This window comes from Pseudomonas trivialis (assembly GCF_001439805.1).
Lineage (GTDB): Bacteria > Pseudomonadota > Gammaproteobacteria > Pseudomonadales > Pseudomonadaceae > Aquipseudomonas > Aquipseudomonas trivialis.
The window spans coordinates 446200-470038 of sequence record NZ_JYLK01000001.1; the positions used below are offsets into that span (position 1 = coordinate 446200).

The following is a 23839-nucleotide window of genomic DNA, read 5'->3' on the forward strand; positions in this document are numbered from 1 at the left end:
GCGCTGTCGAATTCCCAGGCGTATGGATACTATGCGCGCCATGCAAATACCCCTCGATCACCCCTTGCTGCAACGCATTGTCGACGACCTGGCCGAAAAAGGCTGGTCGCAGCAGCACGCCTTCCTGCCCGAGGTTCTGACCCTGGCGTTGGCGGCTGAGTGCCGTAAACGTGCGGCCGAAGGTGAACTGGCGCCGGCGGCCGTGGGGCGCGGCCTGGCGCAGGAGATTCGCGAGGGGATTCGCGGTGACCATATCCAGTGGCTGGAGGAGGGCGACGCTGCCGTTTGCGACACTTACATGGCCGTGATGGACAGCCTGCGCCTGGCCATGAACCGTGGCCTGTTCCTGGGCCTGGAAGATTTCGAAAGCCATTTTGCGATGTACCCGCCCGGCGCATTTTATCTCAGGCATGTGGACCGTTTTCGCGACGATGATCGGCGCATGGTATCGGCCGTTATCTACCTGAATGACGCCTGGCTGCCCGAGCACGGCGGCCAGTTGCGCATGTACCTCAAGGGCGGCACCGAACACGATGTGGTGCCCACCGGCGGCAGCCTGGTGGTGTTCCTGTCGGGCGAAGTACCCCACGAAGTGTTGCCCGCCACGCGCGAACGGCTGTCGCTTACGGGCTGGTTTCGCCGGCGCGGCAATGAGCCTTTCTAAGCATTGACTCGGCCGGGACCCAGTGCTTATCAAAAAATAATGTGCTGATTCAAAACCTGAAATTTCAGGTAACCACATCTTTGTGGCGAGCGGGCTTGTTGTGGCGAGCGGGCTTGCCCCGCGTTGGGCTGCGCAGCAGCCCCAAAACCATGCGCAGTGCAGTGTCAGGCACACCGCGTTTTCCTTGATTGGGGGCGCTGCGCACCCCAACGCGGGGCAAGCCCGCTCGCCACAGAGGCTCCAGCGCCTTGCACATTCACCGCGTGTTACTCGGGCTTTAACCATTTCTGCGACAGCGCCTTCAACCGGCCATCGGCCTTCACCCGATGCAACGCGTTGTCCAGGCTTACCTTGAACGCCGGGTTGCCCTTCTGAAACGGAATCGCCAGCTCGGGTTTCTCGCTGTACGCCTCGCTGAAATCGAAACGATCCTCAAGCTCGGCAGTCATAGCGATATGGTTGATGGCCACGTCGTACTTGCCGGTTTCCACGCCCGACAGCATGTCGGCGTCATCGGTGGTGATGAACGAGGGGCGCAGGTCCATCTCCTTGGCCAGTTGTTCGCCCAGCTCCACTTCAAAACCGGTGAGTTTGTCGCCATCCTTGAAGTTGTAAGGCGGCGTATTGGCTTGCAGGACGATGCGCAGTTCGCCGCGATCGTTGATATCGTCGATCAACTCGGCGTGAGCCAGGGGGCTCAAGAGGGGTAGCAACAGTAACAGGCCAGGCGAGAAGCGCATGGTCACTCCTAGATTCGAATGTGCGAGGCGCCGATCAGCATCGCTTTGTCAGGGTGTCGAGTGCCTTGGACAGCAATATGTCGCGAAGTTGTCCTGAACCTACAGATTTCATACAAAACTGGAGAAGCGAATGAAAGCCCTTATGTCTCGTACCGCCCTGGCCAGCCTGCTGCTGGGTGCATCGATGTTGGCTGGCGCCGCTGACGGCATCCCGCGCAGCGCTCCACCTGAGGGTGCCAAGGTGTTTATCGTCTCGCCCAAGGACGGCGCCACCGTCGACAAGACCTTCACCGTCAAGTTCGGCATGGAAGGCCTGAAGCTGGCCCCGGCCACCGAGCAGGCCGCCGGCACCGGTCACCATCACCTGCTGATCGATCAGAAGGAATTGCCGGACGCCAAGCTGCCGATCCCGGCCACCGACACCGTGATCCATTACGGCAAAGCCCAGACCGAAACCGAACTGACCCTCACCCCGGGCAAGCACACCTTGCAACTGGTGGCGGGCGACAAGCTGCACATGCAGTTCAACCCGACCGTGGTGTCCAAGGTCATCACCGTTAACGTCAAGTAAGCGTTGTTCGGCTAAAAAAATGGGAGACCCCTGCGGGTCTCCCATTTTTTTGTGCAGCGTGAAACGTCAGAACAATACGCGGCTGCGGATAGTGCCGGAGATGTGCTGCAGTTTCTCCTGCGCCAGGTCCGAGTACTCGGCGTCGACATCGATCACCACGTAGCCGACCTTCTCGTTGGTCTGCAGGAACTGACCGGAGATGTTGATGCCGTTTTCCGCAAACACCTTGTTGATCTCCATCATCACACCCGGGATGTTCTGGTGGATGTGCAGCAGGCGGTGCTTGCCAGGGTGAGCCGGCAGGGCCACTTCCGGGAAGTTGACCGACGACACCGACGTACCGTTGTCGCTGTACTTGACCAGCTTCTCGGCCACTTCCAGACCGATGTTGGCCTGGGCTTCAGCGGTGGAACCGCCGATGTGCGGGGTCAGGATCACGTTGTCCAGGCCACGCAGCGGGCTTTCGAAGACGTCGTCGTTGGAGCGCGGCTCCACCGGGAACACGTCGATGGCGGCGCCGATCAGGTGCTTGTCCTTGATCGCGTCGGCCAGTGCATCCAGCTTGACCACGGTGCCGCGCGCGGCGTTGATCAGGATCCCGCCTTTCTTGATTGCGCGGATTTCCTTCTCGCCCATCATCCACTGGGTCTCGGAGGTTTCCGGTACGTGCAGGGTGACGATATCGGACATGCCCAGCAGCTCGTTCAGGCTCGACACCTGAGTGGCGTTGCCCAATGGCAGCTTGGTCAGGGTGTCGTAGAAGAACACCTGCATGCCCAGGCCTTCGGCCAGCACCGACAGCTGCGTGCCAATCGAGCCGTAGCCAATGATGCCCAGCTTCTTGCCACGGATCTCGAAGGAGTTGGCCGCGCTCTTGATCCAGCCGCCACGGTGGCAGGAAGCGTTCTTCTCGGGGATACCGCGCAACAGCAGAATGGCCTCGGCCAGCACCAGCTCCGCAACGGAGCGGGTGTTGGAATACGGTGCGTTGAACACCGCGATGCCGCGCTCGCGCGCAGCGTTCAGGTCAACCTGGTTGGTGCCGATGCAGAAACAGCCGACTGCCACGAGTTTCTTGGCATGATCGAAGATCTCTTCGGTCAGCTGAGTACGGGAGCGAATGCCGATAAAGTGCGCATCGGCGATCTTTTCCTTCAGTTGGGCTTCCGGCAGAGAACTGGTGATGTACTCAATGCTGGTATACCCGGCGGCCTTCAGGACGTCGACGGCCGATGGGTGGACGCCTTCCAGAAGAAGGAACTTGATCTTGCTCTTATCGAGAGAAGTCTTGCTCATCTGCGTAAACCTGTATCCCGGAGAAAAATGGCAGGGAATCGAGCAGCGCAAGCTGACCCGGACGGCAGGAAAGCCGTCACCGCAGAAACGCCCTTTGGGTCTGTCCTGCGGGGGCGGTATGCTAGCATACGCACCCCGCTAAACACCTATTCCTGCGACGTGAAGCGTTCTCAGGATGACCATGAATTGTTCGAGAGTTCTGTCGATGACCCAGGCTGCCCTGATTGATGAGCTGAAGACCCTGGTTGAGCCCGGCAAGGTGCTGACCGATGCCGGCTCCCTGGAAACCTACGGCAAGGATTGGACCAAACACTTCGCCCCCGCGCCCACCGCCATCGTCTTCCCCAAGACCATCGAGCAGGTGCAGGCCATCGTTCGCTGGGCCAATGAGCGCAAGGTCGCGCTGGTGCCATCCGGCGGGCGTACCGGGCTGTCCGCAGCGGCGGTCGCGGCGAATGGCGAAGTGGTAGTGTCGTTCGACTACATGAACCAGATCCTCGACGTGAACCTCACCGACCGCACCGCCGTGTGCCAACCGGGCGTGGTCACCCAGCAGTTGCAGAACGTCGCCGAGGAAAACGGCCTGTACTACCCGGTGGACTTCGCCTCGTCCGGTTCCAGCCAGATTGGCGGCAACATCGGCACCAATGCCGGCGGAATCAAGGTGATTCGCTACGGCATGACCCGCAATTGGGTGGCCGGCATGAAGGTCGTCACCGGCAAGGGTGATGTGCTGGAGCTGAACCGCGACCTGATCAAGAACGCCACCGGCTATGACATGCGCCAGCTGTTTATCGGCGCCGAAGGCACCCTGGGGTTTGTGGTCGAGGCCACCATGCGCCTGGACCGAGCGCCCAAAAACCTCACGGCCATGGTGCTGGGCACCACCGACTTCGACTCGATCATGCCGGTGCTGCACGCGTTCCAGGGCAAGCTGGACCTGACCGCCTTCGAGTTCTTTTCCGACAAGGCCCTGGCCAAGGTCATGGCCCGTGGCGATGTGCCCGCGCCGTTCGAGACCGATTGCCCGTTCTACGCGTTGCTGGAATTCGAAGCCACCACCGAAGACGTCGCCAACCAGGCGCTGGAAACCTTCGAGCACTGCGTGGAGCAGGGCTGGGTGCTGGACGGCGTGATGAGCCAGAGCGACACCCAGTTGCACAACCTGTGGAAGTTGCGCGAGTACATCTCCGAGACCATTTCCCACTGGACGCCGTACAAGAACGACATCTCGGTGACGGTCTCCAAGGTCCCGGCCTTCCTCAAGGAAATCGATGCAATCGTTGGCGAGCACTACCCCGACTTCGAAATCGTCTGGTTCGGCCACATCGGCGACGGCAACCTGCACCTGAACATCCTCAAGCCGGAAAACCTGAGCAAGGATGAGTTCTTCGCCAAGTGCGCCACCGTGAACAAGTGGGTGTTCGAAACCGTGCAGAAGTACAACGGCTCGATCTCCGCCGAACACGGCGTGGGCATGACCAAGCGCGATTACCTGGCCTACAGCCGCTCACCGGTTGAAATCGACTACATGAAAGCCGTGAAAGCGGTATTCGACCCGAACGGGATCATGAACCCTGGCAAGATCTTCGCTGTTTAAACGCACCTGAAGGAGTCGTTCCATGAGCTACCAGCACAAGTATATCGACGGCACCAATATCCACTTTCCGTTGGGCAAAGTGGTGTGCATCGGGCGTAACTACGCCGAACATGCCAAGGAACTGAACAACCCGGTGCCCACCGAGCCGCTGCTGTTCATCAAACCGGGCAGTTGCGTGGTCGGGCTGGAGGGTGGTTTCGCCATCCCCACCGAGCGCGGCTCGGTGCACTACGAGGCGGAAATCGCGGTGCTGATCGGCAAGCCCCTGTCGAACAACCCCAACCGTGAAGAAGTGCTGGACGCCATCTCCGGCTTCGCCCCGGCCCTGGACCTGACGCTTCGCGACAAGCAGGCCGAACTCAAATCCCAGGGCCTGCCCTGGGAAATCGCCAAGTCGTTCGACGGCGCGGCGGTGATTGCCCCCTTCGTGGTGAGCAGCACGTACCCGGACGTCACCGACATCGGCATCCGCCTGACCATCAATGGCGAAGTGCGCCAGGACGGCAACAGCGCGCTGATGCTCAACCCGATCATTCCGATGATCCAGCACATGGCCGGCTGCTTCTCGCTGCAGGCTGGCGACGTCATCCTCACCGGCACCCCCGCCGGCGTGGGCCCGCTGAACGTGGGCGATGAACTGGTGCTGGAACTGGCGGGCGGCACCCGCTTCGAAAGCGTCGTTCGCTAAAAGAACGCGATCAAAAACTGTGGGAGGCTCCGCACATCGTCGACTTGCGCTGTCGCGCCGCCAACTGGAGCCTCCGTGGCAAACGCGCCCGTTGTGGCGAGCGGGCTTGCCCCGCGTTGGGGTGCGAAGCGCCCCCAATCAAGAAAAGCGCGGTACACCTGACACTGCACAGCGCCTGGTTTTGGGGCTGCTGCGCAGCCCAGCGCGGGGCAAGCCCGCTCGCCACAGAGTGTTGCGGCGTGCACTACCGTGTTTGCATTTTTTTCACACGCCGTCTGGATAATCCCCGCTTCTAACGCGCAGCCCTTCGCATCCTGTGCTATTCCCTACCGCTGACTTTCCGGAAAAGCGACCCATGGCCGTGCCTCTGCCTACCTCCAAACCTACGCTTCGCCCCCGCCGTTTCATGCGCTGGTATGCCTGGGTATTCCTGGCCGCTGCGGTGCTGTATGGCGTGGCCTGGGCCATGCATTGGGACGACCGGGGCGTGCTGTGGGTGCTGGAGCGCTTCGAATCCCCGGCGGAACGCCAGCAAAGCATCTGGCTGCCGGACTATCATGCGGTGATCGACGCCAAATTGCTGCCTGGGATGGAAGGGGATGAGGCGTCGGACGTCTCCTACAACCCGCAAAGCAAAACGCTGTTTTCGGTGATGGGCAAGAACCCGTTTCTGGTCGAGCTGAGCCTGCAAGGCGACGTGCTGCGCAAGATGCCGCTCAATGGCTGGAACAACCCGGAAGCCCTGACGGTGATGGAAAACGGCTTGATGGCGGTGGTCGACGAGCGTCAGCACAGCCTCACCATCGTCAAGATCGACGCCAATACCACGGCGCTGAACAAAGCCGATTTCCCCAGTTACGACCTCGGCCCGTCCAAGGACCAGAACAAAGCCTTTGAAGCCGTCGCCTGGGACTCGCGCAATCAGCAACTGGTGCTCGGCGAAGAGCGCCCGCCTGCGTTGTTCACCTGGAAAAGCGATGGCAGCCAGACCCTGGTCGGCGCCAAGCAGAAGCTGAGCAGCAACGAACTGGATGTACGCAACCTTTCGGCCCTGGCGGTCGACCCGCGTACCGGTCACCTGCTGGTGCTGTCGGCCGATTCGCACCTGCTGCTGGAGCTGGACGAGCATGGCAGGCAAGTCAGCTTCATGACCCTGCTCGGCGGTTTCAATGGCCTGAAAAACACCATTCCCCGCGCCGAAGGGGTGACCATGGATGACGAGGGCACTGTGTACATGGTCAGTGAGCCCAACCTGTTCTACCGTTTCGAAAAGCATAAATAACCGGCGGATTGCGTCGGTTTGATCCCTGTAAACGGCATTCGCCAGACAGCCGGGCGCGTTTAAGTTTAAATTCAGGCGACCTTGATATCTATTCGCCAGTTTTTTCCTCCGAGCCCGCCCCGATGCGTCGACTTGCCCGTCCCAAACCTGCTTTTTTCATCCTGTTGTTGATCGCCCTAGTGGCCGGCGTGGTCGTCGCCCAGCAGTTTCGCCTGTTCGAACGGGCCTGGTTCAACTGGCAAGTGTGGCGCCAGCCGGTGGATCAGCGTTCCATCGGCCTGGCTGATTACCAGGTCACGCTGGAAGCGCAGAAAATCGAAGGCCTGGACGACGATGTCTCGGCGCTCACCTACGACCCGGTGCGCAAAAGCCTGTTTACCGTGACCAACAAAAACGCCGAACTGATCGAGCTGTCCCTGGACGGCAGGATCCTGCGGCGCATTGCGCTGGTGGGGTTTGGTGATGCCGAGGCGGTGGAGTTCATCAGCGACAACATCTATGTGATCAGCGATGAGCGCCAGCAACGGCTGATCAAGGTGCACGTGGACGATGACACGCAATTTCTCGACGCGGCCGACGCCGAGCAAATGACCCTGGGCATGCACATGGGCAGCAACAAGGGCTTTGAAGGCCTGGCCTACGACTCGGTGGGCAAGCGCCTGTTCGTCGCCAAGGAGCGCGACCCGATGCTGATCTACGAGGTCCACGGCTTTCCCCATTTCAAAGCGGAAAAAACCTACTCGGTGCACGTGATCAATAACCCCAAGCGCGATGCCGGGCTGTTCGTGCGCGACCTGTCGAGCCTGCAATACGACGAGCGCAGCGGCCATTTGCTGGCGCTGTCGGATGAGTCGTTTCTGGTGTTGGAACTGGATATCGACGGTCGCCCATTGAGCACCTTGTCGTTGCTCAATGGACGCCATGGCCTGAAGAAGCGTGTGCCGCAGGCCGAAGGAATCGCCATGGACGACCAGGGCAGCCTGTACCTGGTGAGCGAGCCAAACCTGTTTTATGTGTTCAAGAAACCGGACGCTTGAACCGCTGAAGATCCAATGTGGGAGGGGGCTTGCTCCCACAGTTAGCGACGGTGTCAGGCTTTGAGGGTTTTCACGCCTTCAGGAGTGCCGAGCAACAACACATCCGCCGGGCGAGCAGCGAACAGGCCGTTGGTAACCACGCCGACAATGGCATTGATCTGCGTTTCCAGCGCCACCGGATCAGTGATCTGCATATTGAACACGTCAATGATGATGTTGCCGTTGTCGGTCAGCACGCCTTCGCGGTACACCGGGTCGCCGCCCAGCTTCACCAGCTCGCGGGCCACGTGGCTGCGGGCCATGGGGATCACCTCCACCGGCAGCGGGAAAGCGCCGAGCACCGGCACCAGCTTGCTGGCATCGGCGATACAGATAAAGGTGTTGGCCACGGCCGCGACGATCTTCTCGCGGGTCAGGGCTGCGCCGCCGCCCTTGATCAGGTTCAGGTGCTCGTCGCTCTCATCGGCGCCGTCGATGTAGAACTCCAGGTCGCTCACAGTGTTGAGTTCATACACGGGAATGCCATGGCCCTTGAGGCGCGCGGCGGTGGCTTCGGAGCTGGCCACGGCGCCGTCGAACGCGCCCTTGTGCAGGGCCAGCGCATCGATAAAGCAGTTGGCGGTGGAGCCGGTGCCGACACCGACGACGCTTTTGTCGTCGAGTCTGGGAAGGATTAAATCGACAGCGGCCTGGGCCACTGCCTGTTTGAGTTGATCCTGGGTCATGCGGGCTCCGGAACGGGCGGGGAGTTATCGAGGGCGGCGAGTATAACCCAACAAAACCTCGGGATTCGTGTGGTCGTACGGCCAAAGGCCGGGTTAGACTCACCGGTCCTGTCCCACTCGCCCAGTGATTGCCGCCGATGCTTGAAGACTACGTCAAAAAGATCCTCACCTCGCGCGTTTACGACGTTGCCGTAGAAACCCCGTTGCAGATCGCCCCGCAGCTTTGCGAACGCCTGGACAACAAGGTCTGGCTCAAACGCGAAGACTTGCAGCCGGTGTTTTCATTCAAGATTCGCGGCGCCTACAACAAGCTCACCCAGCTCAGCAGCGAGGAGCGCGCACGCGGCGTGGTCACCGCGTCGGCGGGCAACCACGCCCAGGGCCTGGCCCTGGCGGCCAAGGTGCTGGGGGTCAAAGCCACCATCGTGATGCCCAAGACTACGCCCGAGATCAAGGTCGAAGGCGTGCGCTCCCGGGGCGGTATCGTGGTGCTGCACGGCGACTCCTTCCCGGAGGCGCTGGCCTACTCGCTCAAGCTGGTCGACGAGCAAGGCTACGTCTACATCCACCCCTACGATGATCCGCACACCATTGCCGGGCAGGGCACCGTGGCGATGGAAATTCTGCGTCAGCACCCGGGGCCTCTGGACGCGATTTTCGTACCGGTGGGCGGCGGCGGGCTGATCGCCGGCATCGCGGCGTACGTGAAATACCTGCGCCCGGAGATCAAGGTCATCGGCGTCGAGCCGGACGATTCCAACTGCCTGCAAGAGGCCATGGCCGCCGGCGAACGCGTGGTGTTGCCGACCGTGGGGCTGTTTGCCGATGGCGTGGCGGTGGCGCAGATCGGCCATTACACCTTCGAGATCTGCAAGGATTATGTGGATGAAGTGATCACCGTCAGCACCGATGAAATCTGCGCGGCGATCAAGGACATCTACGACGACACCCGCTCCATCACCGAGCCCGCCGGCGCACTGGGCGTGGCCGGCATCAAGAAATACGTGGAGACTCGCGGCGTCAGCGGGCAGACGTTCGTTGCCATCGACTCCGGCGCCAACGTCAATTTCGACCGCCTGCGCCATGTGGCCGAGCGCGCCGAACTGGGCGAGGGCCGCGAAGCCATTATCGCCGTGACCATCCCCGAACGGCCGGGCAGCTTCAAGGCGTTTTGCGAGGCTGTGGGCAAGCGCCAGATCACCGAGTTCAACTACCGCTACCACTCCGGCCGCGAGGCGCACATCTTTGTCGGCGTGCAGACCCACCCAGACAACGACCCGCGCAGCGCACTGATTGCCAGCCTCACCCGGCAGGGTTTTCCGGTGGTGGACCTGACCGAAAACGAACTGGCCAAATTGCACATTCGCCATATGGTCGGCGGGCACGCGGCGCATGTCAGCAATGAGCTGGTGTTCCGTTTCGAGTTCCCGGAGCGGCCGGGGGCCTTGTTCAACTTCCTTAATAAACTGGGCGGGCGCTGGAACATCTCGATGTTTCACTACCGTAACCATGGTGCGGCAGACGGCCGTGTGGTCGCCGGCCTGCAAGTACCGGCGGACGAACGTCACCTGGTGCCGGCGGCCCTAGAGGCGATTGGCTATCCGTACTGGGATGAAAGCGAGAACCCGGCCTACACACTCTTCCTCGGTTAGCGGCTACGCTGCAGGCGCGACCTTTTAAGGAATACGAGCGATGGAAACCCTGATCACCCTGAAAGTTATCCACATTGCTGCCACGGTATTGCTGTTGCTCAGCGGTATTGGCCTGGCGCTGCTGGCCTGGCGCAAACGCAGCGCAGGCCCGGCGGTGACCCTGCAGCGCCCGTGGGTGTTTGTATGGTTATTGATGGGTGTGTGCGTGGTGAGCATGCCGTTCACCGGCTGGTGGCTGGCACACTTGACGGGTTGGCCGCTGGGGCAAACCTGGATTCTGGGCTCGAGTATTGTGTATACCGTGGCCGCGCTGGCCTGGTTCTGGCTGGTGGCGCGGCTCAATCGCCTGCGCAGGGGCGAGGGTGGCAGCCTGAACGTTACGCGGGTGCTGGCAGTGGTCAGCCTGGCGGGGTTTGTGGTGATTGCCGGGTTGATGGGGGCCAAGCCGGTTTGAGCTTTTTTGTGGCGAGCGGGCTTGCCCTAATGCCGTTCAGTTAAGCGCAGATTCCCTGTGGCGAGCAGGCTTGTCCTGCGTTGGGCTGCGCAGCAGCCCCAAAACCAGGCGCTGAGGCGTATCAGGTACACCGCATTTTGCTGGATTGGGGGCGCTTCGCACCCCAACGCAGGGCAAGCCTGCTCGCCACAGGAGCCATATCAGCCGCGCAAGGTAATCACCGGCCAGCCACGCTTCTCGGCCTCAGCCCGCAGATTCGGGTCCGGGTCTACCGCCACCGGGTGTGTCACCTGCTCCAGCAACGGCAAATCATTCATCGAGTCACTGTAGAAATAGCTGTCTTCCAGGCTGTAGCCGGTCTCTTCCAGCCAACGGTCCAAACGCGTCACCTTGCCTTCGCGAAAGCACGGTATGTCGGTGCTGCGCCCGGTATAACGCCCATCAACCTCTTCGCATTCAGTAGCGATCAGCGTCTCGACCCCCAGCCGTTCGGCAATCGGCGCAGTGACGAAGCGGTTGGTCGCGGTGATGATCACCAGCTTGTCGCCGGCGGCGCGGTGCCTGGCCAGCAGCTGTTGCGCCAGCGGCAGCATCAGTGGCGTGATGCAGTCGCGCATGAAGTCGCGGTGCCATTCGTCCAACCGGGCCCGCTCGGTACGGCCGAGGATTTCCAGGCTGAAGTTCAGGTAGGCGGCATTGTCGAGTCGCCCGGCCAGGTAGTCCTGATAGAACTCGTCGTTACGCGCTTTGTAGGCCACTGCGTCGAGAATCCCGCGCTCGCACAGGTAATCGCCCCAGGCGTGGTCGCTGTCACCGCCGAGGAGGGTGTTGTCCAAGTCGAATAAAGCCAGGCGCATTGCGGTTACTCGCTGAAAAGTCTGTAAAAAGGCGTCCAGAATACGGACTTTTCACAAGAGTGCACATAAGCTAAGAAGCCTCGTTGCCGCTTGATCAACCTTTGTGGAACAATGCGGCGACATGCGTTTGCGAGGTTGTTGCCGTGATCGACCCCGATGGTTTCCGTCCTAATGTCGGGATCATTCTTACGAATGATGCCGGACAGGTGCTATGGGCTCGCCGAATCAACCAGGATGCCTGGCAGTTTCCTCAAGGCGGAATCAACCCCGACGAATCCCCTGAAGACGCCTTGTACCGTGAGTTGAACGAAGAAGTGGGCCTTGAACGCGAAGATGTGCAAATTCTGGCCTGCACCCGTGGCTGGTTGCGCTATCGTTTGCCGCAACGCCTGGTGCGTACCCACAGCCAGCCGCTGTGCATCGGCCAGAAGCAGAAATGGTTTCTTTTGCGCCTGATCTCCAACGAGCAGCGGGTGCGGATGGATTTGACCGGTAAACCGGAGTTCGATGGCTGGCGCTGGGTCAGCTATTGGTACCCGTTGGGCCAGGTGGTGACATTCAAGCGCGAAGTGTATCGTCGCGCGCTCAAAGAGCTTGCCCCGCGCCTTTTATCGCGCGACTGACGACGGAGTTCGACCCCGAGCCATGCTCAATACGCTGCGCAAGATCGTCCAGGAAGTTAACTCCGCCAAGGATCTCAAGGCGGCGTTGGGGATTATTGTGTTGCGCGTCAAGGAAGCCATGGGCAGCCAGGTCTGCTCGGTCTACCTGCTGGACCCCGAGACCAACCGTTTTGTGCTGATGGCCACCGAGGGTCTGAACAAGCGCTCCATCGGCAAGGTCAGCATGGCGCCCAACGAGGGTCTGGTGGGTCTGGTGGGCACGCGTGAAGAACCGCTCAACCTTGAACATGCAGCCGATCACCCCCGTTACCGCTACTTTGCCGAAACCGGCGAAGAGCGCTACGCGTCCTTCCTCGGCGCACCGATCATTCACCACCGCCGCGTCGTCGGCGTGTTGGTCATCCAGCAAAAAGAGCGTCGTCAGTTCGACGAGGGTGAAGAAGCCTTCCTCGTGACCATGAGCGCGCAGCTCGCCGGGGTTATCGCCCACGCCGAAGCGACGGGCTCGATTCGCGGCCTGGGCCGTGAGGGCAAGGGTATCCAGGAGGCCAAGTTCATTGGCGTGCCGGGTTCGCCGGGCGCAGCGGTCGGTACGGCCGTGGTCATGTTGCCGCCGGCCGACCTCGATGTGGTGCCGGACAAGACCGTCAAGGACATTGACGCCGAAATCAAACTGTTCAAGACCGCCCTGGAAGGCGTGCGCGCCGACATGCGCAACCTGTCGACCAAGCTGGCCACCCAGCTGCGCCCCGAAGAGCGCGCGCTGTTCGACGTGTACCAGATGATGCTCGACGACGCGTCCCTGGGTAACGAAGTCAAGACCGTGATCAAGACCGGCCAGTGGGCCCAGGGCGCCCTGCGTCAGGTGGTCACCGATCACGTCAACCGTTTCGAATTGATGGACGACGCCTACCTGCGTGAACGCGCCTCGGATGTGCGCGACCTCGGTCGCCGTCTGTTGGCCTACCTGCAGGAAGACCGCACCACCAACCTGGTCTACCCCGACAACACCATCCTGATCAGTGAAGAACTGACCGCCACCATGCTCGGCGAAGTGCCGGAGGGCAAGTTGGTGGGCCTGGTGTCGGTATTGGGTTCGGGTAACTCCCACGTCGCGATTCTGGCTCGGGCCATGGGCATCCCGACGGTGATGGGCCTGGTGGAACTGCCGTATTCCAAAGTCGACGGCATCGACATGATCGTCGATGGCCATCGTGGTGAAGTTTTCACCAACCCCAGCGAGCTGCTGCGCAAGCAGTACGCCGAGGTGGTGGAGGAAGAGAAACAGCTGGCCCTGGGCCTCGATTCGCTGCGCGAACTGCCCTGCGTGACCCTCGACGGCCACCGCGTGCCGCTGCTGGTGAACACCGGGCTGCTGGCCGACGTTGCCCGCGCGCAACAGCGCGGTGCCGAAGGCGTCGGGCTGTACCGCACCGAAGTGCCGTTCATGATCAACCAGCGATTCCCGAGCGAGAAGGAACAGCTGGCGATCTACCGTGAGCAATTGCAGGCGTTCCACCCGTTGCCGGTGACCATGCGCAGCCTCGATATCGGCGGCGATAAATCCCTGTCGTATTTCCCCATCAAGGAAGACAACCCCTTCCTCGGTTGGCGCGGCATCCGCGTGACCCTCGACCACCCGGAAATCTTCCTGGTGCAGACCCGCGCCATGCTCAAGGCCAGCGAAGGTCTGAACAACCTGCGCATCCTGCTGCCGATGATCTCCGGCACCCACGAGCTGGAAGAGGCGCTGCACCTGATCCACCGCGCCTGGGGCGAAGTGCGCGACGAAGGTTCGGACGTGCCGATGCCGCCGATTGGCGTGATGATCGAAATCCCGGCGGCGGTGTACCAGGCCAAGGAGCTGGCGCGGCAAGTGGACTTCCTGTCGGTCGGCTCCAACGACCTCACCCAATACCTGCTGGCCGTGGACCGCAACAACCCGCGCGTGGCCGACCTCTACGACTACCTGCACCCGGCAGTGCTGCAAGCCCTGCAACATGTGGTGCGCGACGCCCATGCCGAAGGCAAGCCGGTGAGTATCTGTGGCGAAATGGCCGGCGACCCGGCAGCGGCGGTGCTGCTGATGGCGATGGGCTTTGACAGCCTGTCGATGAACGCCACCAACTTGCCGAAGGTGAAGTGGATGCTGCGTCAGGTGGAGCTGGGCATGGCCAAGGAGCTGCTGGCCACGTTGATGACCATCGACAACCCGCAAGTTATCCACAGCTCGCTGCAACTGGCGCTGAAAAACCTGGGGCTGACGCGGATGATCAACCCGGGTTCTGCCAAGACGCTCTGAATGCTGCAGACGATCCAAATGTGAGAGGGAGCAAGCCCCCTCCCATATTGAATCTGTTTTGGGATTAGAGGTTGAGTTCGATTTCACCCAACCGCCCACCCTGCGGCCCGAAACTGCGCTCTACCATGCGCCGCGTACCGTCGGCATTCACAATCAGCGCCGTACTCACCCGCGTTCCGTAACTGGCGCTGGCGATGAACACGCTGGATAACAGACTCTCGGTGGCCAACCCCACGCCGGTATCCGGCAACTGCGCAAACGGTGCGGTCTGCGGGTCGCTCATGATCGCCAGCAAGGCGTGCGGCTGTGGGTCTTCCAGCAACTCGCCCAGCGCCGCCCTGGCCTTGAGCAACTTCGGCCAGGGTGTGTCCAGGCCGGCATTGGACAAGCCATAAACCCCAGGCTTCAAACGGGTTGGCTGGCTCTCGTTGGCGTTGTAGTGCCACATCTCGTCCCGCGTACCCAGCAGCAGGTTAAACCCGGCGTATTCAATCGAACGGCCATTAACTTCGGCCAAATATTGGTCAATGGGCTGCGAACCACTGAGAAACCGTGCCACCAGCTCACCGCGTGAGGTGCGTGCCGGTGGCTGGTGCGGCTCGCGGATATTGGTCAGGGCGGCAAAGCGCCCGTCGGCACTGATTCCCAGCCAGGTGCCACCGGCTTCCTGGTCACGGCCGGCGTAAACATCAGGCGCGTCCGGCCATTGGGCCAGCGGCAGCGTGGGGCGTGCGTAGAACTCGTCGCGGTTGGCCGCGACGATCAGCGGCTGGGCATGGCCCGGCCGCCAAGCGAAGACAATCAGGCACATCGGGTGATTCCCTGTTGTGTTTTTTGCCACTCTACCCACACAACCGCAGGCGTTCCATGACAACGCAGTTGGGCCGCGCACCTTCCATCCGTTAACATGCCGGGCTGTTTGGTTGTATGTGAACTTCCTGATTGATCTGGCCGCTGTAACGCAGGCTTAATCGCGCATCGGCATGGTCCGGTGCGTCATGACTAACTGTTTAACGAGGAGTCGCAATGCTGCCTTACCCGCAGATCGACCCGGTGGCCCTGGCCATTGGTCCGCTGAAAATCCACTGGTACGGGTTGATGTACCTGGTCGGCATCGGCGGTGCCTGGTTCCTGGCGTCCCGGCGCCTGAACCGCTTCGACCCGACCTGGACCAAGGAAAAGCTCTCCGACCTGATCTTCTGGTTGTCGATGGGCGTGATCGTTGGCGGGCGACTGGGCTATGTGTTGTTCTACGATCTGCCGGCGTACGTCGCCAACCCGACGCTGATCTTCGAGGTGTGGAAGGGCGGCATGGCGTTCCACGGCGGCTTTATCGGCGTGATGATCGCCGCCTGGTGGTTTGGCCGCCGCAACGGCAAGTCGTTTTTCCAACTGATGGACTTTATCGCGCCGATGGTGCCGATTGGCCTGGGCGCCGGGCGCATTGGCAACTTCATCAACGCCGAGTTGTGGGGCAAGCCGACCGACGTGCCGTGGGCCATGGTGTTCCCGCCGTTCAGCGACCCGGCGCAACTGCCGCGCCACCCGTCGCAGTTGTACCAGTTCGCGTTGGAAGGTGTGGCACTGTTCCTTATCCTTTATATCTTTTCGCGCAAGCCACGCCCGACCATGGCCGTTTCGGGGATGTTCGCGCTGTTCTACGGGATCTTCCGCTTCATCGTCGAGTTCGTGCGGGTGCCGGACGCCCAGTTGGGCTACCTGGCGTGGGGCTGGTTGACCATGGGGCAAGTGCTGAGCCTGCCGATGATCATCGCCGGCCTGGGCATGCTGTGGTGGGCCTACAATCGCCCGCAAGGCATCAAGAACGCCGCGCTTTAAATACGAATGCCGAGGCGCGCCTCGGCTTCAACGATACAGGTAAGCACATGAAGCAATATCTCGAACTGCTGAACGACGTCGTGACCAATGGCCTGACCAAGGGCGACCGTACCGGCACCGGCACCAAAGCCGTGTTCGCCCGTCAGTACCGGCATAACCTGGCCGACGGCTTCCCGCTGCTGACCACCAAGAAACTGCACTTCAAAAGCATCGCCAACGAACTGATCTGGATGTTGAGCGGCAACACCAACATCAAGTGGCTCAATGAAAACGGCGTAAAAATCTGGGACGAATGGGCCACCGAAGACGGCGACCTCGGCCCGGTATACGGCGAGCAGTGGACCGCCTGGCCGACCCAAGACGGCGGCACCATCAACCAGATCGACTACATGGTGCACACGCTCAAGACCAACCCCAACAGCCGCCGCATCCTGTTCCACGGCTGGAACGTCGAGTACCTGCCCGACGAAACCAAGAGCCCCCAGGAAAACGCGCGCAACGGCAAGCAGGCCTTGCCGCCGTGCCACCTGCTGTACCAGGCGTTCGTGCATGACGGCCACCTGTCGATGCAGTTGTATATCCGCAGCTCCGATGTGTTCCTCGGCCTGCCGTACAACACCGCCGCGCTGGCGTTGCTCACCCACATGCTGGCCCAGCAGTGCGACCTGATCCCCCACGAGATCATCGTCACCACCGGCGACACCCACGCCTACAGCAACCACATGGAGCAGATCCGCACCCAGCTGGCGCGCACGCCGAAGAAGCTGCCGGAGCTGGTGATCAAGCGCAAGCCTGCGTCGATCTACGATTACAGGTTTGAAGATTTCGAGATCGTGGGCTACGACGCCGATCCGAGCATCAAGGCTGACGTCGCGATCTAAGTGTCGTTCTCGGTCAAATGTGGGAGGGAGCAAGCCCCCTCCCACATTTGGATCTGGTGTTAATCCTGGCGGTATCAGTGCCCGTGGCTGCGGCCCACGTGCGAAGGCTGCGCTTCGCTGGCCTGCACGCTCCCGCTTACCTCCAGCCGCTGCAGAATCCCGCATTCCGGCCCGCCGCCGCAGCGCTGGCGCAGGTCGAGCAGCTGTTCCTGCAATGCCAGCAGCCCGTCGATCCGCGCTTTCACATGGTGGATGTGCTCATCAATCAACGCATTCACGTTCTCGCACTGATCCTGCGGGCTGTCGCGCAGGCCAAGCAGGCTGCGGATTTCTTCGAGGGTCATGTCCAGGCTGCGGCAGTTGCGGATGAAGATCAGCCGCTCGGTGTGCGCCTGGGTGTACACGCGGTAGTTGGCGTCGGTGCGCGCCGGCGGCGGCAGCAGGCCTTCCTTCTCGTAGTAGCGGATGGTCTCCACCGCGCAGTCGGTGTGTTTGGCCAGTTCGCCGATCTTCATTGCAGCAATCTCCAAATGGGTGCTTGACCCTATAGTGGCTACAGGGTCTTTACTTCGCAACAGGCACCTTTAAGGACGCGACAGAATGAGCGATTCCCTGCACACCCACGATCATGCACCCAAAAAACTCACGCCCGTGCACAGCCACGGTGGCGCCTGCTGTTCCGGCACGCCGGCACCGGCGCGGGTGCAACTGAGCGAGGCACCCACGGCGGGCTCGCGCCTGAGCAGTTTTCGTATCGAAGCGATGGACTGCCCCACCGAGCAAACGCTGATCCAGAACAAACTGGGCAAGCTGGTCGGTGTGCAGCAGCTGGAATTCAACCTGATCAATCGCATCCTTGGCGTCACCCATGACCTGCCGAGCACCGCGCCGATCGTCGAGGCGATCAAGTCCCTGGGGATGCAGGCCGATCCGATTGAAGAGGGCACGCCGGCCGCCGAGCCGCCGGCGAAAAAACACTGGTGGCCGCTGGCGTTGTCCGGCGTCGGTGCGCTGGGCGCCGAGGTGCTGCATTTTTCCGGCGTGGCGCCGACCTGGCTGATTGCGCTGGTGGCACTGGTGTCGATCCTCAGCGGCGGCCTCACCACCTACAAAAAGGGCTGGATCGCCCTGAAGAACCTCAACCTCAACATCAACGCGCTGATGAGCATCGCGGTGACCGGCGCCGTGTTGATCGGCCAGTGGCCGGAAGCGGCGATGGTGATGTTCCTGTTCACCGTGGCCGAGTTGATCGAAGCCAAGTCCCTGGACCGTGCGCGCAATGCCATCAGCGGCTTGATGCAGATGACGCCGGAGCAGGCGACGGTGCAGCAGGCGGACGGCAGCTGGGTCGAAAAGGACGTCAAAGGTATCGATCTCGGCGCCATCGTGCGGGTTAAACCCGGCGAGCGCATCGGCCTGGACGGTGAAGTCACCGCCGGCCAGTCCACCATCGACCAGGCGCCGATCACCGGTGAAAGTCTGCCCATCGAAAAGACCGTGGGCGACAAGGTCTTCGCCGGCACCATCAATCAGGCCGGTTCCCTGGAGTACAAGGTGACGGCCGCAGCCAACAACTCCACGCTGGCGCGGATCATCCACGCCGTGGAGCAGGCCCAGGGGGCCCGCGCGCCGACCCAGCGTTTCGTCGACAGCTTTTCGAGGATCTACACCCCCGTGGTGTTCCTGTTTGCCCTGGGCGTGGCGATCATCCCGCCGTTGTTCATGGCCGGCGTCTGGTTCGACTGGATCTACCGCGCCCTGGTGCTGCTGGTAGTGGCCTGCCCTTGTGCACTGGTGATTTCCACACCGGTGACCATCGTCAGCGGCCTGGCGGCGGCGGCGCGCAAGGGCATCCTGATCAAGGGCGGCGTGTACCTCGAGGGCGGCTACAAACTCGACTACCTGGCGCTGGACAAGACCGGCACCATCACTCACGGCAAGCCGGTGCAAACCGATTACCTGGCGCTGTTCCCCACCGTCGAAGACAGCGCCCCCGCGCTTGCCGCCAGCCTGGCCGGGCGTTCCGACCACCCGGTGTCGCTGGCAATCGCCAGCGCGGCGGTGGATAAAAAACTGTCGGTGCTCGCTGTGGATAACTTCGAAGCCCTGGCCGGTCGCGGGGTGCGCGGCGATATCAATGGCCAGACCTACCACCTGGGCAACCACCGCCTGGTGGAAGACCTGGGCCTGTGCTCGCCCGAACTGGAAGAAAAACTGTTCGCCCTGGAGAAACAAGGCAAGTCCGTGGTGCTGCTGCTCGACGCGTCCGGCCCGCTTGCGCTGTTCGCCGTGGCCGATACGGTGAAAGACAGCAGCCGCGAAGCCATCCAGCAATTGCACGCGCTGGGCATCAAGACCCTGATGCTCACCGGCGACAACACCCACACAGCGCAGGCGATTGCCGCCCAGGTCGGGATCGACCAGGCCCAGGGCGACCTGTTGCCCACCGACAAGCTGCAAGCCATCGAAACCCTCTACCAGCAGGGCCACCGCGTCGGCATGGTCGGCGACGGCATCAACGACGCCCCGGCCCTGGCCCGCGCCGAAATCGGCTTTGCCATGGCGGCGGCCGGCACCGACACCGCCATCGAAACCGCCGACGTCGCGCTGATGGACGATGACTTGCGCAAGATCCCGGCATTCATTCGGTTGTCGCGACAAACCTCGCGTATCCTCAAGCAGAACATCGCCCTGGCGCTGGTGATCAAGGCGATCTTCCTGGCCGTCACCTTCCTCGGCATGGCCACCATGTGGATGGCGGTGTTCGCCGACATGGGCGTGAGCCTGCTGGTGGTGTTCAATGGCCTGCGCCTGTTGCGCAAATAAACGATGAGGGGCGGGTGTGCTGAGTGCCGAGCTGAAAGCGTTTTTCATGGTCGCCCGCCTGGGCAGCATCACCCAGGCGGCAAAAAAGCTCGGCCTGAGCCAGCCCACCGTCACCACCCAGATTCGTCATCTGGAAAGCCAGTACGGCATTGAGCTGTTCTACCGTGGCGGGCGCCGCCTGACGGTCAGCGACGACGGCGCGCGGATGCTGCCGATGGTCAAGGCGCTGTTGCAGCAGGAAGCGGATATCGAGTTTTTCCTGCGCAACAACGGCCAGGTGCAGGGCGCTCTGAGAATTGCCGCCACGGCACCGTATTACATTCTCGACCTGGTCAAAGCCTTCCGCGAGCGCCTGCCACTGGTGGATGTGTCGGTGGAAATCGGCAACTCGCAGCAGGTGCTTGAAGCGCTGGATGACTACCGTGTCGACGTCGCCGCGTCCTCGCAACTGCTGGAAGACCCCCGTCTGATTCGTCGCGTATTGGGCAGCGACCCGCTGGTGCTGGCGGTGCATCGCAATCATCCGCTGGCTACGCTCGATCATGTGCCGCTGACGGCGCTGGCCGGGCACACCTTGTTGATGCGCGAAGCAGGCTCCACCACGCGCCGGCTGACCGAAGAAATGTTGCAGGGCGCTGGCGTGAGTTACGGCCCGCTGCTGGAAATCGGCAGCCGCGAATCGATCCGCGAGGCGGTGCTGCGCAATATCGGCATCAGCATCATTGCGCGACAGGAAGTGCCCCATGACCCGCAGTTGCGCGTGCTGACCATCGAGAATGCGCCGCAGATTCCGGAGTATCTGTACTGCCTCAAGGAGAGGAAGGGCGCGCGCTTGCCGGCGGCGTTTCTGGGGTTGGCGCAGGAGATGTCGCCGCTCTGAGGTTTTGTGGTGGCCCAGACAACTCATTCCTTAAGGCCTACCCAAACCCACCAATACCACTATCACCGTGTTTTGCCTTCCTGCCACACCCGCGACGCATTGCCGCCCTAGCATGGCCTTCATCCGTTTGATGAGGTGCCCCCATGACCACAGCCCTGAACAACCCCGGCGCGCCGATGCGCGTGCGCGGTATCCAGAAACGCTTCGGTGCCTTCACCGCGCTGGACAACGTGTCCCTGGACGTCGCCGCCGGCGAGTTGGTGTGCCTGCTGGGCCCGTCCGGTTGCGGCAAGACCACCTTGCTGCGCTGCATCGCCGGCCTTGAGCGCCAGGACAGCGGTGAGCTTTACCTGGGCGAGCGCGACGTATCGCTGTTGCCGCCCCAGGCGCGGGACTACGGCATTCTGTTCCAGTCCTACGCGCTGTTTCCCAACCTCACCGTCGAAGCGAACATCGGCTACGGCCTCACCGGCAGCGGCCGCGATGAAGTGCGCCAGCGCGTCGGCCAGATGCTCGAACTGGTGGACCTGGTCGGCAGTGAAAAGAAATACCCCGGCCAACTCTCCGGCGGCCAGCAGCAGCGCGTGGCCCTGGCCCGCGCCCTGGCCCCGGCGCCGTCGTTGCTGTTGCTGGACGAACCCATGTCGGCCCTCGACGCCCGGGTGCGCGAACACCTGTGCACCGAGCTGCGCCAACTGCAACGGCGGCTGGGCGTCACCACGCTGATGGTCACCCATAACCAGGACGAAGCCATGTTGATGGCCGACCGCATTGCCGTGATGAACAACGGCAAGGTCGAGCAATACGCCACACCCCAGGCGATCTACGACCGTCCGGCCACGCCGTTCGTGGCCGAGTTTGTCGGCCAGGGCAACTGGCTGCCGTTCAGCCGCAACAGTGCCAGCCACGCTCAGGTCGGCGGGCTGAACCTGCGCCTGGCCGACGACGCGGGCGTGGCCACCTCCGGGCGGCTGTTCTGCCGCCCGGAAGCCATCAGCGTCAACCCGCCCGTGCATGAAGAGAACCTGTTTCCGGCCAAGGTGCGCGAGATCACGTTCCTCGGCAACCGCTGCCGCATGAGCTTCGAGCTGGAGCACTTGCCCGGCCACCCGCTGCTGGCCGAACTGGCCCCGGAAGCCATGCCGCGCCTGGGCGCCCAGCACATTTGGGTGGCCCTGCCGCCGCGCAGCCTGCAGGTGTTCGCCTGAGATGGCGGCGGTCATGACGTTGCCGCGCCAGGTGTCCCGCGCTGAAATGGGCGACCGCCTGTTCGTGCTCGGCGGCAAGCTGGTGTGGTTGCTGCTGCTGGGCGTCGCGGTCCTGCTGCCATTGCTGGCGATCTTCTGGCGCGGCTTCAGCAGCGAGGCCGGGCAGGGCGGCGGGCTGGTGGCGGCGCGCGCGCTGGTCAGCAGCGACAACTTCCACTGGCTACTGGGCAACAGCCTGAAAGTCTCCCTCAGCGTGGCGGCGATTGTCGTACCGCTGGCCTACCTGTTTGCCTACGCCCTGCAACGCACGTTGATCCCCGCCAAGCCGCTCTGGCGCGGCCTGTCGCTGCTGCCGCTGATGGCCCCGTCGATGCTGCCGGGCATTGCGCTGGTCTACCTGTTCGGCAACCAGGGCCTGCTGCGCGGCTTGCTCGCGGACAATATCTACGGCTTCTGGGGGATCGTGCTGGGGGAGGTGATCTACACCTTCCCACACGCTTTGATGATTCTGCTGTCGGCGCTCTCGCTGGCGGATGCGCGGCTGTTCGACGCCGCATCGAGCATGGGCGCCAGCCCCGCCCGGGCGTTTCGCAGCATCACCTGGCCGGCCACGCGCCAGGCCGTGTTCGCCGCGTTCTGCCTGGTGTTTACCCTCACCATCACCGACTTCGGCGTGCCGGTGGTGGTGGGCGGTGATTATCAGGTGCTGGCGCTGGAAGCCTACAAAGCGGTGGTCGGCCAGCAACAGTTTGGGCGCGGCGCGTTGATCGGCATGGTGTTGCTGCTGCCGGCGCTGTTCAGCTTTGGCGTGGATACCTGGTTGCGTCGTCGCCACGGCGACGCCATGAGCGGCCGCGCCCAGGTCTTCCGGCCGGCGACATCGCGGGCACGGGACGCCTGCTACCTGGCCATCGTGGTGCTGATCTGCGCCGCGCTGTTGCTGGTGTTTGGCATGGCGGTGTACTCCTCGCTGGTGAAATTCTGGCCGTACAACCTGTCGCTGTCGCTCAGTCACTACCAGTTCGAAGACACCGCCGGCGGCGGCTGGCTGGCCTATCGCAACAGCCTGATCCTGGCGTCGTGCAGCGCATTGATCGGCAGCGTGCTGATCTTCACCGGCGCTTACCTGATGGAAAAAACCAAGGGTCAGAAGGGCCTGAACCTGGCCCTGCGCCTGCTCAGCTTCGTGCCGATGGCGGTGCCGGGTCTGGTTTTGGGCCTGGGCTACGTGTTCTTTTTCAATCTCAACGGCAACCCGCTGCATGTGTTCTACGGGACCATGACCCTGCTGGTGGTGTGCACCATTGCACATTATTTGACCACCGCGCAGATGACCGCCACCACTGCGCTGCGCCAGCTGGACGCCGAGTTCGAAGCCGCTGCCCTGTCCCTCAAGGCACCGCTGTACCGCCATTATTTGCGCGTGACCGTGCCGATCTGCCTGCCGGCGCTGCTGGACATCGTGCGCTACCTGTTTGTGTCGGCGATGACCACCGTGTCCGCCGCCATCTTCCTCTACAGCCCCGACACCATCCTCGCCGCCGTCGCCGTGTTGAACATGGACGACGCCGGCAATGTGGGCGGCGCGGCGGCGATGTCGACCCTGATTCTGTTCACCTCAGGCAGCGTCTCGCTGCTGCTGGCGTGGGCCTCACGTGGCGCGTTGCGCCGCTCTCAAGCCTGGCGCCAGAGCGCGCCCGGCCAATAACCCTTG

The 23839-nt window shown here is 62.3% G+C and carries 22 protein-coding genes; 16 read left to right on the plus strand and 6 right to left on the minus strand.

Features of this window, described 5'->3' with window-relative positions; all coding sequences use genetic code 11:
• Positions 1-31 precede the first annotated feature (31 nt).
• A complete protein-coding gene (locus TU79_RS02030; RefSeq protein ID WP_057006463.1) occupies positions 32-664 on the plus strand; it encodes a 2OG-Fe(II) oxygenase in 633 nt (210 codons plus the stop codon).
• A 266-nt stretch (positions 665-930) separates the two neighbouring features.
• Here TU79_RS02030 and TU79_RS02035 read toward each other — a convergent pair whose 3' ends face one another.
• Entirely contained in the window at positions 931-1404 is a 474-nt protein-coding gene (locus TU79_RS02035) for a transporter substrate-binding domain-containing protein (RefSeq protein ID WP_057006464.1), read from the minus strand.
• A gap of 130 nt (positions 1405-1534) precedes the next feature.
• On the opposite strand from TU79_RS02035, the gene TU79_RS02040 reads away from it, so the two are divergent.
• The gene (locus tag TU79_RS02040) at positions 1535-1975 is read left to right on the plus strand and encodes a DUF4399 domain-containing protein (RefSeq protein ID WP_057006465.1); all 441 of its coding nucleotides are present in this window, start codon (positions 1535-1537) and stop codon (positions 1973-1975) included.
• Positions 1976-2041: 66 nt separating this feature from the next.
• Here TU79_RS02040 and serA read toward each other — a convergent pair whose 3' ends face one another.
• Positions 2042-3271 (minus strand): phosphoglycerate dehydrogenase, encoded by a 1230-nt coding sequence (gene serA / locus TU79_RS02045; protein ID WP_057006466.1) that lies wholly within the window; start codon positions 3269-3271, stop codon positions 2042-2044.
• 205 nt (positions 3272-3476) lie between these two features.
• Here serA and TU79_RS02050 point away from each other — a divergent pair, with 205 nt between their 5' ends.
• The 4 genes from TU79_RS02050 (at position 3477) to TU79_RS02065 (ending at position 7878) form a co-directional block, all read left to right on the plus strand.
• Positions 3477-4871 carry an FAD-binding oxidoreductase gene (locus TU79_RS02050; protein WP_057006467.1) on the plus strand — a complete coding sequence of 465 codons (1395 nt, stop codon included), beginning with the start codon at positions 3477-3479 and terminating at the stop codon, positions 4869-4871.
• Positions 4872-4893: 22 nt separating this feature from the next.
• Entirely contained in the window at positions 4894-5559 is a 666-nt protein-coding gene (locus TU79_RS02055) for a fumarylacetoacetate hydrolase family protein (RefSeq protein WP_057006468.1), read from the plus strand.
• A 355-nt stretch (positions 5560-5914) separates the two neighbouring features.
• Positions 5915-6841 (plus strand): SdiA-regulated domain-containing protein, encoded by a 927-nt coding sequence (locus TU79_RS02060; RefSeq protein ID WP_057006469.1) that lies wholly within the window; start codon positions 5915-5917, stop codon positions 6839-6841.
• 122 nt (positions 6842-6963) lie between these two features.
• Positions 6964-7878 (plus strand): SdiA-regulated domain-containing protein, encoded by a 915-nt coding sequence (locus TU79_RS02065; protein WP_057006470.1) that lies wholly within the window; start codon positions 6964-6966, stop codon positions 7876-7878.
• 53 nt (positions 7879-7931) lie between these two features.
• Here the strand turns inward: TU79_RS02065 and rpiA are convergent, their stop codons facing one another.
• A complete protein-coding gene (gene rpiA / locus TU79_RS02070) occupies positions 7932-8603 on the minus strand; it encodes a ribose-5-phosphate isomerase RpiA (RefSeq protein ID WP_057006471.1) in 672 nt (223 codons plus the stop codon).
• Between the two features lie 137 nt (positions 8604-8740).
• Here rpiA and ilvA point away from each other — a divergent pair, with 137 nt between their 5' ends.
• Entirely contained in the window at positions 8741-10255 is a 1515-nt protein-coding gene (gene ilvA / locus TU79_RS02075; protein WP_057006472.1) for a threonine ammonia-lyase, biosynthetic, read from the plus strand.
• Between the two features lie 40 nt (positions 10256-10295).
• A complete protein-coding gene (locus TU79_RS02080; RefSeq protein ID WP_057006473.1) occupies positions 10296-10709 on the plus strand; it encodes a DUF2269 family protein in 414 nt (137 codons plus the stop codon).
• A gap of 200 nt (positions 10710-10909) precedes the next feature.
• Here TU79_RS02080 and TU79_RS02085 read toward each other — a convergent pair whose 3' ends face one another.
• Positions 10910-11566 carry a histidinol-phosphatase gene (locus TU79_RS02085; RefSeq protein ID WP_057006474.1) on the minus strand — a complete coding sequence of 219 codons (657 nt, stop codon included), beginning with the start codon at positions 11564-11566 and terminating at the stop codon, positions 10910-10912.
• Between the two features lie 143 nt (positions 11567-11709).
• Here TU79_RS02085 and TU79_RS02090 point away from each other — a divergent pair, with 143 nt between their 5' ends.
• Entirely contained in the window at positions 11710-12189 is a 480-nt protein-coding gene (locus tag TU79_RS02090; protein WP_003234706.1) for an RNA pyrophosphohydrolase, read from the plus strand.
• A gap of 22 nt (positions 12190-12211) precedes the next feature.
• Entirely contained in the window at positions 12212-14491 is a 2280-nt protein-coding gene (ptsP, locus tag TU79_RS02095) for a phosphoenolpyruvate--protein phosphotransferase (RefSeq protein WP_057006475.1), read from the plus strand.
• Positions 14492-14555: 64 nt separating this feature from the next.
• Here the strand turns inward: ptsP and TU79_RS02100 are convergent, their stop codons facing one another.
• Positions 14556-15302 (minus strand): NRDE family protein, encoded by a 747-nt coding sequence (locus TU79_RS02100; protein WP_057006476.1) that lies wholly within the window; start codon positions 15300-15302, stop codon positions 14556-14558.
• Between the two features lie 215 nt (positions 15303-15517).
• Here TU79_RS02100 and lgt point away from each other — a divergent pair, with 215 nt between their 5' ends.
• Both lgt and TU79_RS02110 read left to right on the plus strand, forming a co-directional pair.
• Positions 15518-16330 (plus strand): prolipoprotein diacylglyceryl transferase, encoded by an 813-nt coding sequence (lgt, locus tag TU79_RS02105; RefSeq protein ID WP_057006477.1) that lies wholly within the window; start codon positions 15518-15520, stop codon positions 16328-16330.
• Between the two features lie 47 nt (positions 16331-16377).
• Positions 16378-17211, plus strand: a complete 834-nt coding sequence (locus TU79_RS02110) for a thymidylate synthase (RefSeq protein ID WP_057006478.1) — start codon at positions 16378-16380, stop codon at positions 17209-17211.
• A gap of 74 nt (positions 17212-17285) precedes the next feature.
• Here TU79_RS02110 and cadR read toward each other — a convergent pair whose 3' ends face one another.
• Entirely contained in the window at positions 17286-17726 is a 441-nt protein-coding gene (cadR, locus tag TU79_RS02115; protein WP_057006479.1) for a Cd(II)/Pb(II)-responsive transcriptional regulator, read from the minus strand.
• 85 nt (positions 17727-17811) lie between these two features.
• Between cadR and TU79_RS02120 the strand changes: the two genes are divergently transcribed.
• The 4 genes from TU79_RS02120 to TU79_RS02135 all read left to right on the plus strand — a co-directional run bounded on the left by TU79_RS02120 (position 17812) and on the right by TU79_RS02135 (position 23833).
• Complete coding sequence (locus TU79_RS02120; protein WP_057006480.1) at positions 17812-20037, plus strand: heavy metal translocating P-type ATPase; 2226 nt, start codon at positions 17812-17814, stop codon at positions 20035-20037.
• A 16-nt stretch (positions 20038-20053) separates the two neighbouring features.
• Positions 20054-20917 (plus strand): LysR family transcriptional regulator, encoded by an 864-nt coding sequence (locus TU79_RS02125; RefSeq protein ID WP_057006481.1) that lies wholly within the window; start codon positions 20054-20056, stop codon positions 20915-20917.
• Positions 20918-21060: 143 nt separating this feature from the next.
• Positions 21061-22125 (plus strand): putative 2-aminoethylphosphonate ABC transporter ATP-binding protein, encoded by a 1065-nt coding sequence (locus tag TU79_RS02130; protein ID WP_057006482.1) that lies wholly within the window; start codon positions 21061-21063, stop codon positions 22123-22125.
• Between the two features lies 1 nt (position 22126).
• Entirely contained in the window at positions 22127-23833 is a 1707-nt protein-coding gene (locus TU79_RS02135; RefSeq protein WP_057006483.1) for a putative 2-aminoethylphosphonate ABC transporter permease subunit, read from the plus strand.
• Positions 23834-23839: the final 6 nt, after the last annotated feature.